13 protein-coding genes and 1 riboswitch are annotated in these 14,987 nt (G+C 71.9%); of the genes, 10 read left to right on the top strand and 3 right to left on the bottom strand.

The features are described 5' to 3' along the window. Positions 1-81 precede the first annotated feature (81 nt). The gene (mfd, locus tag ADK65_RS36015) at positions 82-3,615 is read left to right on the top strand and encodes a transcription-repair coupling factor (protein ID WP_053675786.1); all 3,534 of its coding nucleotides are present in this window, start codon (positions 82-84) and stop codon (positions 3,613-3,615) included. Between the two features lie 108 nt (positions 3,616-3,723). Here the strand turns inward: mfd and ADK65_RS36010 are convergent, their stop codons facing one another. The 3 genes from ADK65_RS36010 to ADK65_RS36000 form a co-directional block, all read right to left on the bottom strand. Continuing rightward, positions 3,724-4,098, bottom strand: a complete 375-nt coding sequence (locus tag ADK65_RS36010) for a MerR family transcriptional regulator (protein ID WP_053675783.1) — start codon at positions 4,096-4,098, stop codon at positions 3,724-3,726. A gap of 47 nt (positions 4,099-4,145) precedes the next feature. Then, positions 4,146-4,931, bottom strand: a complete 786-nt coding sequence (locus tag ADK65_RS36005) for an SDR family NAD(P)-dependent oxidoreductase (protein WP_053675781.1) — start codon at positions 4,929-4,931, stop codon at positions 4,146-4,148. A 143-nt stretch (positions 4,932-5,074) separates the two neighbouring features. After that, entirely contained in the window at positions 5,075-5,260 is a 186-nt protein-coding gene (locus tag ADK65_RS36000) for an antitoxin (RefSeq protein WP_053675779.1), read from the bottom strand. 163 nt (positions 5,261-5,423) lie between these two features. On the opposite strand from ADK65_RS36000, the gene ADK65_RS35995 reads away from it, so the two are divergent. The 9 genes from ADK65_RS35995 (at position 5,424) to ADK65_RS35955 (ending at position 14,954) form a co-directional block, all read left to right on the top strand. Beyond that, complete coding sequence (locus ADK65_RS35995; protein WP_234353053.1) at positions 5,424-6,203, top strand: HNH endonuclease family protein; 780 nt, start codon at positions 5,424-5,426, stop codon at positions 6,201-6,203. Positions 6,204-6,309: 106 nt separating this feature from the next. Beyond that, positions 6,310-7,056 (top strand): acetyltransferase-like protein, encoded by a 747-nt coding sequence (locus tag ADK65_RS35990; protein ID WP_053675980.1) that lies wholly within the window; start codon positions 6,310-6,312, stop codon positions 7,054-7,056. A gap of 212 nt (positions 7,057-7,268) precedes the next feature. After that, the gene (locus ADK65_RS35985; RefSeq protein WP_053675776.1) at positions 7,269-7,892 is read left to right on the top strand and encodes a hypothetical protein; all 624 of its coding nucleotides are present in this window, start codon (positions 7,269-7,271) and stop codon (positions 7,890-7,892) included. Positions 7,893-7,930: 38 nt separating this feature from the next. Next, entirely contained in the window at positions 7,931-9,430 is a 1,500-nt protein-coding gene (locus ADK65_RS35980; RefSeq protein ID WP_267889774.1) for a serine/threonine-protein kinase, read from the top strand. 142 nt (positions 9,431-9,572) lie between these two features. After that, the gene (locus ADK65_RS35975) at positions 9,573-10,223 is read left to right on the top strand and encodes a SurA N-terminal domain-containing protein (protein ID WP_053675772.1); all 651 of its coding nucleotides are present in this window, start codon (positions 9,573-9,575) and stop codon (positions 10,221-10,223) included. Positions 10,224-10,343: 120 nt separating this feature from the next. Beyond that, complete coding sequence (locus ADK65_RS35970; protein ID WP_053675770.1) at positions 10,344-11,363, top strand: nucleoside triphosphate pyrophosphohydrolase; 1,020 nt, start codon at positions 10,344-10,346, stop codon at positions 11,361-11,363. 133 nt (positions 11,364-11,496) lie between these two features. Continuing rightward, complete coding sequence (locus ADK65_RS35965) at positions 11,497-12,786, top strand: cytochrome P450 family protein (RefSeq protein WP_053675767.1); 1,290 nt, start codon at positions 11,497-11,499, stop codon at positions 12,784-12,786. A 139-nt stretch (positions 12,787-12,925) separates the two neighbouring features. Continuing rightward, positions 12,926-13,867, top strand: a complete 942-nt coding sequence (locus ADK65_RS35960) for a transglycosylase family protein (RefSeq protein ID WP_053675765.1) — start codon at positions 12,926-12,928, stop codon at positions 13,865-13,867. 228 nt (positions 13,868-14,095) lie between these two features. After that, positions 14,096-14,263, top strand: a riboswitch (cyclic di-AMP (ydaO/yuaA leader). Positions 14,264-14,267: 4 nt separating this feature from the next. Continuing rightward, complete coding sequence (locus ADK65_RS35955) at positions 14,268-14,954, top strand: transglycosylase family protein (protein ID WP_053675763.1); 687 nt, start codon at positions 14,268-14,270, stop codon at positions 14,952-14,954. Positions 14,955-14,987: the final 33 nt, after the last annotated feature.

Here is a 14,987-nt window from a genome sequence, read left to right as displayed (position 1 = left end):
ACGTACGCTGGATACCCCCCGGCCCGCGGCGCGCGTCGGGCCCGTGGTGTTGCCCACCTCCCTGGACGGAAATAGCCCCGAATGAGCCTGCACGGTCTGCTCGACGCCGTAGTCAAGGACGCCGCCCTCGCCGAAGCGATCAGGGCGGCCGCAGACGGCAACCGCATGCACGTCGACCTGGTCGGCCCCCCTGCCGCCCGCCCCTTCGCCCTCGCCGCCCTGGCCCGTGAGACGGCCCGCCCGGTACTGGCGGTCACGGCCACGGGCCGTGAGGCGGAGGACCTGGCCGCGGCCCTGCGCTCCCTCCTCCCGCCCGAGGAGGTCGTGGAGTATCCGTCCTGGGAGACGCTCCCGCACGAGCGGCTCAGCCCCCGCAGCGACACCGTCGGCCGCCGCCTGGCCGTGCTGCGCCGGCTGGCCCACCCCCGCCCCGACGACCCCGAGACCGGCCCCGTCTCGGTCGTCGTCGCGCCCGTCCGGTCCGTACTCCAGCCGCAGGTCAAAGGCCTCGGCGACCTGGAGCCGGTCTCCCTGAGAACCGGACAGAGCGCGGACCTCGGTGAGATCGTCGAAGCCCTCGCGGCCGCCGCCTACGCGCGCGTGGAGCTCGTCGAGAAGCGCGGCGAGTTCGCCGTGCGCGGCGGCATCCTCGACGTGTTCCCGCCCACCGAGGAACACCCCCTGCGCGTGGAGTTCTGGGGCGACGACGTCGAGGAGATCCGCTACTTCAAGGTCGCCGACCAGCGCTCCCTCGAAGTCGCCGAGCACGGGCTGTGGGCGCCGCCCTGCCGCGAACTGCTGCTCACCGAGGACGTCCGCACGCGCGCGGCGGCCCTCGCCGAACAGCACCCCGAGCTCGGTGAACTGCTCGGCAAGATCGCCGAGGGCATCGCCGTCGAGGGCATGGAGTCCCTCGCGCCCGTCCTCGTCGACGACATGGAGCTGCTGCTCGACGTGCTGCCCAAGGGCGCCATGGCCGTGGTGTGCGACCCGGAGCGGGTGCGCACGCGCGCCTCGGACCTCGTGGCCACCTCGCAGGAGTTCCTCCAGGCCTCCTGGGCCGCGACCGCCGGCGGCGGTGAGGCCCCCATCGACGTCGGCGCGGCCTCCCTGTGGTCCATCGCGGACGTCCGGGACCGGGCCCGCGAGCTGGACATGATGTGGTGGTCGGTGTCGCCGTTCGCCGCCGACGAGGAGCTGGACGGGGACACCCTCAAGCTGGGCATGCACGCCCCGGAGACCTATCGCGGCGACACCGCCAAGGCCCTCGCCGACACCAAGGGCTGGCTCGCCGACGGCTGGCGCGCCGTGTTCGTCACCGAGGGGCACGGCCCCGCGGCCCGTACGGTCGAGGTGCTGAGCGGCGAGGGCATCGCCGCCCGCCTCGACTCCGACCTCGCCGAGATCTCCCCGTCCGTCGTGCACGTGGCGTGCGGCTCGATCGACCACGGCTTCGTCGACCCGGCCCTCCGGCTCGCCGTCCTGACCGAGACGGACCTGTCGGGCCAGAAGGCGTCCGGCCGCGAGGGCGCCCGCATGCCGGCCCGCCGCCGCAAGACCATCGACCCGCTCACCCTGGAGCCGGGCGACTACATCGTCCACGAACAGCACGGCGTGGGCCGCTACATCGAGATGGTGCAGCGCACCGTCCAGGGCGCCACCCGCGAGTACCTGGTCGTCGAGTACGCCCCTGCCAAGCGCGGCCAGCCCGGCGACCGCCTCTACATCCCCACCGACCAGCTGGAGCAGATCACCAAGTACGTCGGCGGCGAGGCCCCCACCCTGCACCGCCTCGGCGGCGCCGACTGGACGAAGACCAAGGCCCGCGCGAAGAAGGCCGTCAAGGAGATCGCCGCCGACCTCATCAAGCTGTACAGCGCCCGCATGGCGGCCCCCGGGCACGCCTTCGGGGCGGACACCCCCTGGCAGCGCGAGCTGGAGGACGCCTTCCCCTACGCGGAGACGCCCGACCAGCTCACCACCATCGCCGAGGTCAAGGAGGACATGGAGAAGACGGTCCCGATGGACCGCCTGATCTGCGGCGACGTCGGCTACGGCAAGACCGAGATCGCGGTCCGGGCCGCCTTCAAGGCCGTCCAGGACGGCAAGCAGGTGGCCGTCCTGGTGCCCACGACCCTGCTGGTGCAGCAGCACTTCGGCACGTTCAGCGAACGCTACGCGCAGTTCCCGGTCAACGTGAGGGCACTGTCCCGCTTCCAGACCGACACCGAGGCCAAGGCGGTCCTTGAAGGGCTGCGCGAGGGCTCGGTCGACATCGTCATCGGCACCCACCGCCTGTTCTCCTCCGAGACGAAGTTCAAGGACCTGGGCCTGGTCATCGTCGACGAGGAGCAGCGCTTCGGCGTCGAGCACAAGGAGCAGCTGAAGAAGCTCCGCGCCAACGTCGACGTGCTGACGATGTCCGCGACGCCCATCCCCCGGACCCTGGAGATGGCGGTCACCGGCATCCGCGAGATGTCGACGATCACCACCCCGCCGGAGGAGCGCCACCCGGTGCTCACCTTCGTCGGGCCCTACGAGGAGAAGCAGATCGGCGCCGCGATCCGCCGCGAACTGCTGCGCGAGGGCCAGGTCTTCTACATCCACAACCGCGTCGAGTCGATCGACCGCGCCGCGGCCCGGCTGCGCGAGATCGTCCCCGAGGCGCGCATCGCCACCGCCCACGGCCAGATGTCGGAACAGGCGCTGGAACAGGTCGTCGTCGACTTCTGGGAGAAGAAGTTCGACGTGCTGGTGTCCACCACGATCGTGGAGTCCGGCATCGACATCTCCAACGCCAACACCCTGATCGTGGAGCGCGGCGACAACTTCGGCCTCAGCCAGCTCCACCAGCTGCGCGGCCGGGTGGGCCGCGGCCGCGAGCGCGGCTACGCCTACTTCCTCTACCCGCCGGAGAAGCCGCTGACCGAGACCGCGCACGAGCGGCTCGCGACCATCGCCCAGCACACGGAGATGGGCGCGGGCATGTACGTGGCGATGAAGGACCTGGAGATCCGCGGCGCGGGCAACCTCCTCGGCGGCGAGCAGTCCGGTCACATCGCGGGTGTCGGCTTCGACCTGTACGTGCGGATGGTCGGCGAGGCCGTCGCGGACTACCGGCGCCAGCTGGAGACCGGCGAGATCGAGGAGGAGCCGCCCCTCGAGGTCAAGATCGAGCTGCCCGTCGACGCGCACGTCCCGCACGACTACGCGCCCGGCGAGCGGCTCCGCCTCCAGGCGTACCGCGCGATCGCCTCCGCCAACTCGGAGGAGGACATCAAGGCGGTCCGCGAGGAACTCGTCGACCGCTACGGCAAGCTGCCCGAGCCGGTGGAGAACCTGCTGCTCGTCGCCGGTCTGCGCATGTTCGCGCGCGCGTGCGGGGTCGGCGAGATCGTGCTCCAGGGCAACAACATCCGGTTCGCGCCGGTGGAGTTGCGCGAGTCGCAGGAGCTGCGGCTCAAGCGGCTCTACCCCGGGGCGGTCATCAAGCCGACGGTCCACCAGGTGCTGGTGCCACGCCCGAAGACCGCGAAGGTGGGCGGCAAGCCGCTGGTCGGGCGGGAACTGCTCGCGTGGGTGGGGGAGTTCCTCACGTCGGTGCTGGGATCGTGATGGCGGGGCCGTCAGGGCGGCGGACCCGGTGAGCGGGGTGCTGACGCCTCGGTGACCGGTGGCGGACCGGGGCGTCGCCGACACCCCGGCGTGTGCGCCGAGCCGCCGTCAGGCCACCGGTCGTACGGGTGTCCCGCCGCCGGCCCGGCGCAGGGCCTGCGCGAGCCGGTCGCGGACCGCGATCTGCGCGGCGATACGGGCCTCCAGCACCGCGAGGCGGTCGGCGGCCACCCGCACCCCCTTCCCGGAGGCGGGACCGGCCGTGACGTCGCCGTCCAGGCACGGCAGGAACACCCGGACGTCGTCGAGCGTCAGCCCGACGTCCAGCAACTGCCGGATGTTGCGCACGCGCACGGCCGCACCGGCGTCGTACAGGCGATAGCCGTTCGCGGCCCGTTCGGAGGAGATGAGACCCGCCTGCTCGTAGTGGCGCAGGGCGCGGGGTGTCGTGCCGGTCGCCTCGGCGAGTTCACCGATCCGCATCCGGGAAGCCGCACCGCGCGCACGTGGTTCTGCCATGCGCGTCAGTCTCATGTGACGACCGCGCCGCCGTCCACCGGAAGGATCACGCCGGTGATGAACGAGGCCTGCGGCGAGGCCAGCCGGGCGATCGCCCACGCCACCTCCTCGGGGCGGCCGACCCGCCCGAGGGGCGTGTGAGCGAGCTGCCACGCCCTGATCGCGGCCTGCTGCTCGCGGGTGTGGCCGGCGTGGTCGCCGATGGGTGTGTCGATCGCGCCCGGGGCCACCGCGGCGACCCGGATCCCGAGGGGCGCGAGCTCCACGGCCCAGCTGCGGGTGAGCACCTCCAGGGCCGCCTTCCCGGCGGCGTACAGGGAGTTGCCGGGCCAGCCGCGCTGTCCCACCGATGTCGTCACGTTCACGATGACGCCGCGGCTGTCCTCCAGTGCCGGGAGGGCGGCCTGGGTGAGCAGGACGGGGGCGAGGAGGTTCGTGGCGAGCAGGGGCTCCACGGTGGCGCGCGTGTAGGTGCGCAGGGACCGGGCGTCGACGATTCCGGCGTTGTTCACCAGCACGTCGACACGGCCGTGCCGGTCGAGTGCCGTACGGACGACGGTCCCGGGACCGTCGGCGGCCGTGACGTCGGCGACGAGCGGGCTGATGAGGGCCGGCGCATGGGCGGCGGTCTCGACGAGGGGCGCCTCGCGGCGGCCCACCGCCACGACGTGTGCGCCCTCGTCGGCGAAGGCGTGCGCGGTGGCGCGGCCTATGCCGGTACCGGCGCCGGTGACGAGCACGGTACGGGGGGCCGTCCGCGCGCTGCGCCGCTGCTTCTTCGGGTGCGGGAAGGTCATGCGGGGATCGTCCGACCCTGACGCCGGTGTCAAGGTCAAGTGTCCCGTCGAAGGGAGGCCACGCTCGGGCTGCCGCCCGGACAGGGGAAGCCGCCCGCAGGAGATGCGTCCGGATCTCCGCGGACGGCCTCGGAGCCGGAGGCCTACTGCTGTTCGGGCCGGTCGCGGTCGCGGTCCATGCCCAGCGAGCCCTCGACGCGCTGCTGGCCGGAGTCGACCTGGTCCTCGTACTTGCCGCCGGTCCTCTCGTTGATCCGCTGTTCCGCGGTGTCGGAGCCCTGCTTGCCCTTGTGCCGCGCCTGACTCTTGAACTTGTCGAAGATGCCCATGCGGAAGCTCCCTCCGGAAGTGAGTCAGAACCGACGATACGCGTGGGATGCGCAGAATGCGCAGTGAGGGCCGATGTGGTCTGAACCTCTGCCTCGCTACCGTGGAGCCCGGCACGGACCGCCCGTGCCCGAGCGGAACGGGCAGACAGAGGAGGGGCGCAGGGTGAGGCGTCTGAGGGGCGGGACGGCACTGGCCGTCGCGATGGTGTTCACCGGTTCGGCACTGGCCGGCTGCGAGGGTCTGGCCCCGCCCACGGACGGCGGTGGGCCCTCCGGTTCCGGGGCCCCGGCCGCCGGCGACGGCCGGGCCGTGAACCCGCTGGACAACCCCGACGGCACCAAGCCGGGGCTGGCGGCCATCACTTCCGGCGCGGACAAGGAACGGGCTCGTGCGCTGATCGAGAAGGTGGCGACGAAGGGGCGCGGCCCCAGGACGGGCTACGAACGGGACAAGTTCGGCTACGCCTGGACGGACTCGGCACCGCGCGAGGTCCCCTTCTCCCACAACGGCTGCGACTCGCGCAACGACCTTCTGAAGCGTGACGGAGAGGACCTGCGTTTCCGGTCGGGATCGGACTGCGTCGTCACCTCGCTGACGCTGCACGACCCCTACACCGGGAAGGTCATCGACTGGACCAAGTCCCATGCGATCGAAGTCCAGATAGACCACGTCATGCCGCTGTCGTACGACTGGCAGATGGGCGCCTCGCGCTGGAGCAGGGACAAGCGGGAGTCCATCGCCAACGACCCGCTCAACCTCGTCCCGGTGGACGGGCCGACCAACGGCTCGAAGGGAGACTCCGGCCCGGCGTCCTGGCTGCCCCCGAACAAACGGATCCGCTGCGCCTACTCGGTGCGCTTCGCCCAGGTGTCGCTGAAGTACGAACTCCCCGTGACGGCACCCGACAAGGAGATGCTGCTGAAGCAGTGCGGCGGCGAGTGACGACAACGCGGCAGATGTGCGTGCCAGGCCCCGCGTCTGCGGCGTGATCCGAACGGCAGGCCCTAAATCGGTTCCGGTGTTCCCCGCCGCCGCCTACCGTGATCACATGCAGCCGAAGATTGCGAGCCTCGCCGACCGCCCGGAGATGCTGGAGCGGGTCGTCGCGATGGCGGACAGCTGGCCGGAGTTCGTGATCCAGGACCTCGTGGGCGCCGCCCACTTCCCGCGGATCGCCGCCGAACTCCCGGAGTACGTCCTGTTCGCCGAGGACGAGCAGGGTGAGATCGTGGCGAACGCCTACAGCGTGCCCTTCGCCCTCGGCACCGAGCACCGCGGTGGCCGGCTGCCGGCCAACGGCTGGGACGCGGTACTGGTGTGGGCGTTCTCCGACCTCAGGCGCGGAGTCCGGCCGGACACCGTCAGCGCGATCTCGGTCTCCATCGCCCCGCAGGCACAGGGCCGCGGTCTGTCCGCGGTGATGCTCTCGGCCATGCGCGACAACGCCCGGGCCCGCGGCTTCCGCGAGGTCGTCGCCCCGGTCCGCCCCAACGCCAAACACCTGGAACCGCACACGCCGATGGAGGAGTACGCCCGACGCGTGCGCCCCGACGGCCTGCCGGAGGACCCGTGGCTGCGCGTCCACGCCCGGGCCGGAGCCACCATCGACTCGGTGGCACCGGCGTCCATGACGGTGGCCGCCCCGCTCGCGGACTGGCGCCGCTGGACGGGTCTGCCGTTCGACTCCGACGGCGACATCGAAGTGCCGGGCGGCCTGGTGCCGGTGCGCTGCGAGACGGAGCGCGGGTACGCGGTGTACGTGGAGCCCAACGTGTGGATGCGGCACCTCCTGTAGACGACGTCCGCCGCAGGGCGTGGCGCACGGTACGGCTGTACGGCCCACGACCGGCGCGGGGGCGGGCTGTTCACCGCGAAGTGATCAGCATGACAACGGTTCGGTACAACCCGTGACCGGTTGTCCGTGTCGGGCTATACGCTCGGATCCCCTACAGGGTCCGAGTCACTCGCACGTCCGTCCCCATCGGCCACACCGGTCCAGGAGCAGTCATGTACGGCCACGGCGCGGCGCCGCCTCCCCGCAGCGCGGCAACGGTCATCTCTCTGCGCGTGCTGTTCACGGCAGCCGGTTTCCTCACCTGCGGCGTGCTGGCCTGCGTCCCGCTGTTCCGGGTGGCCGTCCTGCGCGGCCGGGCCCTCGACTGGGTGCTGGCGTGGGTGAGCCTGCCGCTGTCCATCGCCTGCTTCGCCGTGATCGGCTCGCTGCCGGAGGACGACCGCCGCACCGACCTCGCGCTGGCGGTGATCCTGCTGCTCGGGGCGGGTGCCGCCATCTACTTCCTCGTCGTGGACATCGGCCACCACGGCCGGCGGCGGGCGTTCGCCGGTTACGCGACGCCCCATGCGCCGACCGTCCCGACCGCCGCGCACACCCCGTACGGCTACCCGCACCCCGCGCCGCCGTACGCCCCGACGTCCACCCCTGTCCCGCAGCCCCCCGCACCCGCCCCGCACGACACGCCTCCGGCCCCGATGCAGCCGCCCCCGTCCCCCCAGCGCCCCGCCCCCGCCCGCATCGACCAGGTCCGCGCCGAACTCGACGAGCTCAGCGACTACCTGCGCCGGCACGAGGGCGAAGGCCACCGGGACGGCCCTCACGGGGACGGACGGTGACCGCGGCGGCAGGACGTGTCGTCGCCGGCCGCTACGAACTGGCCACCGTCCTCGGGCAGGGCGGCATGGGCCAGGTCTGGACGGCGTACGACCAGCGGCTCGACCGGCGTGTGGCGGTGAAGCTGCTGCGCCCCGACAAGGTCGCCGGCCAGGACGCGGAGGAACTGCGCCGCCGCTTCGTGCGCGAGTGCCGGGTGACCGCGCAGGTCGACCACCCCGGCCTGGTCACCGTGCACGACGCGGGCAGTGAGGGCGAGGAGCTGTTCCTCGTCATGCAGTACATCGACGGCGCCGACCTCGCCGGCCACCTCGCCGAGCATTCCCCGTACCCCTGGCCGTGGGCGGTCGCGGTCGCCGCGCAGCTGTGCGCCGTGCTGAGCGCCGTGCACGCCGTGCCGATCGTCCACCGCGACCTCAAGCCGCGCAACGTGATGGTGAAGCAGGACGGCACCGTCACCGTCCTCGACCTCGGCGTGGCCTCCGTCATGGACGCGGACACCACTCGCCTCACGCACACCGGCACCCCGATCGGCTCGCCCGCCTACATGGCACCGGAGCAGGCGATGGGCGGCGCGGTCGGCCCGTACACCGACCTGTACGCGCTCGGTGTGGTCCTGCACGAGCTGCTCAGCGGTGACGTGCCCTTCTCGGGCTCCACGGTCCTCGGTGTCCTGCACCGGCACCTGTACGAACCCCCGCTGCCCGTGCGCCGCATCCGCCCCGAAGTGCCCGAGGCCCTGGAAGCCCTCGTGTTGCGCCTCCTCGCCAAGGACCCGCAGCACCGGCCCGCCTCCGCGCAGGAGGTCTACGAGCACCTGGAGCCGCTTCTGCCGGCGCGCGGCACGCACACCGGAGCGGCCCTGGATCCCACCCGCCCGTTCCTGCGCCCGCACGCCCCCTGGCCGGATCGTGCGCGCACCCCGGCGCCCCAGCCCGCGCCGCCCGCCGCACCCGTCGCCGAGACCACGGGCATGACGGACATCGTCCGGGCCGTCGACGAGGTCAAGCGGCTCCTCGGCGAGGGCCGCATCACCCAGGCCGTCGACATCCTCGGCGCGATCCTGCCCGTGGCGGCGGAGCAGCACGGCGAGCACTCCCCGGTGGTGCGCACGTTGCGCAAGCAGTACGCGGCCACGCTGCTGGACGACGGCCAGTACCGGCGTGCGCTGCCCGAGCTGCGCCGGCTCGCGGACGAACGCGCCGCCGAGGCGGGACAGGCCGACCCGCAAGCCCTGCGACATCGCTATGAAGCGGCCCAGTGCCTCGAACAACTGGGCGAACCGGCCGCGGCGCTCGCCGAGTACCGGGCGGTGCTGCCGTACTACGAGAACCAGTACGTCGCCGCCGGCGGACCCGAGCTCGCGCACGACGTCCGCCGCCGGATCGGTCACCTCCAGCTCGCCCTCGGCGACCGCGGCGCCGCCCACGACACCCTGGCCCGGCTGCTGCACGACGTGGAGCGCACCCACGGCCACGGGCACCCGCTCGGGGCGGAGATCCGCAGGACGCTTCAGTGGCTGGGGCAGGTCCGCGGCTGAGGACCGTCCCGGGTGAGGCGCGGCGGTGCCGGAAGTCCCGGTGAATCGTTGGTCGAATGGGTTGGCCAGAGCCGGGCCACTGCCTACCATCGATCACCGCAAGACCTTGTGCACCGTCGCACAATCTCCTCGGGAGGTTTCCTTGCACCGCCGCCGTCGCACCGCGCTCCTCCTCACCGCCGCGATCGCCGCCGCGGCGCCCCTGCTCACCGCCTGCGGGAACGACGCGCATCCCGGCGCGGCAGCCGTGGTGGGCGGCCAGCGGATCACCGTCTCCCAGCTGGAAGAGCGGGTCGGCGAGGTGCGCGCGGCCCAGCGGGCGGCCGTCCGGGACGAGGCCCAGTACCAGCAGGCCATCGCCAGAACCGGCACGCTCACCCGCGACACCCTGCACACCATGGTCCTGGACCGGGTGCTGCACCGCGCCGCCGAGAACGCCGGAGTGACCGTCTCCCGCAAGGAGGTCCAGGCGATGCGGTCCGGCCTGGAACAGCAGGCCGGCGGTGCCAAGGGGCTGGAGACGACCTGGCTCCAGCAGTACGGCGTCCCGCCGCAGCGCCTCGACGACAACCTCCGCCTGCAGCTGGAGGCCCAGAAACTCGCCGAGAAGCTGGGCACGAACACCGACCGTCCCGAGTTCTGGAAGGCACTGTCCGACGCTTCCAGGGACCTGGACGTCGATCTCAACCCGCGCTACGGCACCTGGGACGTCCAGAAGAGCAGGCCTGCCGAGGCCAAGACGCCCTGGGTACGGGACGTGACGGCGGCGCAGACGCAGCAGCAGGGGATGTAGAGCAGGACGGTCCACCCGGAGGACACCCGGCCTCCGGGGCTGTGCCCACCCGCAGGGCACCGCGAAGCGGCCCTGTGGACAACTTCGGGTGTCACCGGTGGCGTGGGATAGCTTCGAACCGTGAACGCCAACAGTCCCGAAGCCACCCCGGGCCCCGAGCGGACCGCTCCCGACGCGGCCGCCGCCCCCGGCCGCATCGTCCTGCTCACCACCAGCCACCGCGTCGCCCCCGGCCTGCTGTCCTGGCCGGCCTGGCGGGCACTGCACGAGGCCGACCGGGTGCTGTGCGCGGACGGCACGCATCCGCAGCTGCCGTATCTGCGCGAGGCGGGGATCACCGTCGCCGAGACGTCCCCGACCGCGCAGGAGCTGCTCGACGTCTGCGCCGGCGGACACACGGTGGTCGTGGTGGCGACGGGCGAGGGCGAACCGCCTCTCACGGAGGGCCTGGCCCGTCTGGCCGGCTCCGGCCGTGTCGCCATGCCCGAGCTGGAGCTGCTGCCCGCCTCCTACGACCTCCCCGGCGCCCGCCTCCTCGACCTCGTCCAGGTCATGGACCGCATCCGCGCCGAATGCCCCTGGTCCTCGCGGCAGACCCACGAGGGCCTGGCGAAGTACGGCATCGAGGAGGCGTACGAACTCGTCGAGGCGATCGAGGAAGGCGACCGGGACGAACTGCGTGAGGAGCTCGGCGACGTCCTTCTCCAGGTCGTCTTCCACGCCCGCATCGCCGAGGAGGGGCGGCCGGAGGACGGGGCGGAGCCCTTCTCCATCGACGACGTGGCCGGTGGCATCGTCGCCAAACTGATCTACCGCCATCCGCATGTCTTCGGCGACGCGACGGCCGATACGCCCGAGGAGGTCAAGGAGCACTGGCTGCGGACCAAGGCGGTCGAGAAGCAGCGCACCTCGATCACCGAGGGCATCCCGCTCGGCCAGCCCGGTCTGGCCCTCGCCGCCAAGCTGGCCTCCCGGGTCCGCACAGCACACCTGGAGATACCCCTCCCGCCGGGCGAGGGCATCGGCTACGAGCTGCTGGCCCTGGCCGTGCGGGCCGAGTCGGAGGGTGTCGACCCGGAGGCGGCCCTCAGGGCGGCGGCCCGCGCGTACCGGGATGCGATCAGGGACGCCGAGGGCTGAGCGGCCCCGGGGCGGGGAAGGACCGCGAGAGCCGCACAACCGGGCAAACGAGCAACCGGGCGCGGGTGCGCGGGACCCCGCCCCACGCCGTGACGGTGGCGGGCCGCTGCCGGAAGCCGGATACGGTCGAGGAGTGACCGACCAGCCCCAGCCCAGCCCAGCCGCGACCGCTCCCGATCTCTTCACCTGGGAGTTCGCGAGCAACCCCTACCCCGCCTACGCCTGGCTCCGCGAGCACAGCCCCGTCCACAAGACGCGGCTGCCGAGCGGTGTGGAGGCCTGGCTGGTCACGCGGTACGCCGACGCCAAGCAGACGCTCGCCGACAACCGGCTCTCCAAGAACCCGGCGCATCACGACGAACCGGCGCACGCCAGGGGGAAGACGGGCATCCCCGGCGAGCGCAAGGCGGAGCTGATGACGCATCTGCTGAACATCGACCCGCCGGACCACACCCGGCTGCGGCGGCTGGTGTCGAAGGCGTTCACACCCCGCCGGGTCGCCGAGTTCGCGCCGCGGGTGCAGGAGCTCACGGACACCCTGATCGACGGCTTCGCGGCGGAGGGGTCCGCCGACCTGATCCACGAGTTCGCCTTCCCGCTCCCCATCTACGCCATCTGCGACCTGCTCGGCGTCCCGCGCGAGGACCAGGACGACTTCCGCGACTGGGCGGGCATGATGATCCGTCACCAGGGCGGCCCGAGGGGCGGTGTGGCGCGGTCGGTGAAGAAGATGCGCGGCTACCTGGCCGAGCTCATCCACCGCAAGCGCGAGGCGCTGCCCGCCGAGCCCGCCCCCGGCGAGGACCTCATCTCCGGTCTGATCCGCGCCTCGGACCACGGGGAGCACCTCACCGAGAACGAGGCGGCGGCCATGGCCTTCATCCTGCTGTTCGCCGGTTTCGAGACAACCGTCAACCTGATCGGAAACGGCACCTACGCCCTGCTCACCCACCCCGGACAGCGCGCCCGGCTCCAGGCGTCGCTCGCCGCCGGGGAGCGCGGCCTGCTGGAGACCGGCGTCGAGGAACTCCTCCGTTTCGACGGCCCTGTCGAACTCGCCACCTGGCGTTTCGCCACGCAGCCGCTCACCCTCGGCGGGCAGCGCATCGAGGCGGGCGACCCCGTCCTCGTCGTGCTCGCCGCCGCGGACCGGGACCCGGAGCGGTTCGCGGATCCGGACGTACTGGACCTCTCCCGCGGCGACAACCAGCACCTCGGATACGGCCACGGCATCCACTACTGCCTCGGCGCCCCGCTCGCCCGCCTGGAGGGCCAGACCGCGCTCGCCACCCTCCTCACGCGCCTTCCGGACCTCCGGCTCGCCGCCGATCCGGCCGAGCTGAGATGGCGCGGCGGCCTCATCATGCGCGGGCTGCGCACGCTGCCGGTGGAGTTCGCGCCGGGGGTACCGGCCGGGAGCTGACGAAACATCAGAGCTGTGATCTTCACGTGATCTACGCGGCATGAACTTGTGACAAGTGATCGTCTGCCGATACGTTCACCCATCAACGCGGAGGGATGCACGCCGCGTCGGTCACTGCTGTCGCGTGAAAGGTCTCCGTATGCTCTCCGGGAACGGTCGGCACCGTCGCCCCCGCCAGGCTCCGGCTCTCCTCGTCGCGGCCGGAGTCACCGGCTCCGCCATCGCGATTCCGCTCCTCGGGGCCTCCGGTGCCAGCGCGGCCGACGGCACGACCTGGGATCGGGTCGCGGACTGCGAGAGCGGTGGCGCGTGGAGCGAGAACAGCGGCAACGGCTACTACGGCGGCCTGCAGTTGTCCCAGGAGGACTGGGAGAGCCACGGCGGTCTGGACTACGCCGCGAGCGCCGACCTGGCCAGCCGCTCCCAGCAGATAGCCGTGGCCGAGAGAATCCTCGCCGACCAGGGAGTCGGCGCGTGGCGCACGTGTGGACTGCTCTCCGGCCTCGAGCAGGGCAAGGGGTCGGACTCCGGTTCGTCCGATGCGTCCGACTCGTCCGGCGAGGTGGACTCGCCCGGTTTGCTCGACTCGCTGGGTTCGTCCCCTTCGGACACCTCCTCACCCTCTCCTGACGCGTCGTCGGCCTCGAAGGACGAAACTTCCAAGCCGGACAAGTCGACCGAATCGCCCGACTCGTCGAGCGAGGAGCGGTCCGAGAGCTCCTCCCCGGACGCCTCCAAGCGTGGCAAAGCCGACGACTCCCGGCGCGGCGAGGGATCCGACACCGGCTCCGGCCGCCATCGCGGCCCCAGCGCCGACGAAACCGGCGACCCCGACGGTGCCCGTGCGGAGAAGTCCACGGGGCGTCACTCCGCGCCCGCCGAAGAGAGTTCCGGCGATACATCCGAAGGTGCCTACATCGTGGGTATCGGCGACAGTCTCTGGTCCATCGCCGACGCCCTTCGCGTCAGCGGGGGATGGCACGCGCTCTACGAGGGCAACGAGAAGGAGGTCGGCGCCGACCCGGACCTCATCCTCCCCGGTCAGGCGCTCACGGTCGAGGGCGAAGCGGACGAGAGGTAGCCGTTCGGGCAGTACGGAAACGGCGGTCGAAGTCATCCCGAAACCGGGTGAGTTCACGTCATGTTTCGCGGCTGATGTCCCGTTTGGGGCCCGTGAGAGATAGATCTCAGAAGCCCTGATCGTCTTTGAAATTCCGTGGATCTCGTGTCTACGGTCGTGACCGCTCGCCACCGCGGGCCCCGGCTGCCGCAACGCCGAATCCTGCCAGCGGCCGCACGGGAACAGTCGTCGCGTCAAGCGCCGTAGGCAGGAGCGGGGGACCCAAGGTAGGTGCCCGACCGGCTGCTTGTGCCGGAAGGGCTTGGGGTGAAGCCGCGTCCCGTCAGGGGATGCGGCCGGGCAACTCAACCGGCCCGAACCCGACAGCTCACCTCGCAGGCGTCGGTGAGGGGATCTCTCCATGCTGTTTTCCGGCAAGGGCACGCACCGCCGTCCGTCCAAGGCCAGCCGCGCCATCGCCATCGCCGGTGTCACCGGTGCCGCCGTCGCCGCCCCGCTGATGGCGGCCGGCAACGCCTCCGCCGCCACCACCTCCGAGTGGGACACGGTCGCCCAGTGCGAGTCCGGCGGCAACTGGTCCATCAACACCGGCAACGGCTACTACGGCGGTCTGCAGTTCTCCGCCTCCACCTGGGCCGCGTACGGCGGCACCCAGTACGCCTCGACCGCCGACAAGGCCAGCAAGGACCAGCAGATCCAGGTCGCCGAGAAGGTCCTGGCGAGCCAGGGCAAGGGCGCCTGGCCGGTCTGCGGCAAGGGCCTGTCGGGTGCCTCCACCGGTGGCGGCTCCTCGAGCGACTCCGGCAGCTCCTCGCAGCAGCAGAGCACCGAGTCCCGCGAGACCCAGCAGCAGCCGGCCTCCCGCTCGGACGAGCGCCCGGCGGCCAAGAAGACCGTCACCACGCCGACCGGCAAGAAGGTCAAGAAGGGCGACGGCGAGTACAAGGTCGTCAAGGGTGACACCCTCGGCTCGATCGCCGCGGACAAGAAGGTCAAGGGCGGCTGGGAGAAGCTGTTCGAGCTGAACAAGGACATCGTCGAGGACGCCGACCTCATCTACCCGGGCCAGCAGCTGCACCTGAAGTAAGCAGCGGCCCACCCGGACCCTCCCGGGTCCACG

This window comes from Streptomyces sp. NRRL B-1140 (genome assembly GCF_001280065.1).
In the GTDB taxonomy this organism is placed as follows: domain Bacteria; phylum Actinomycetota; class Actinomycetes; order Streptomycetales; family Streptomycetaceae; genus Streptomyces.
This window is presented reverse-complemented; position numbering and strand designations above follow the sequence as displayed.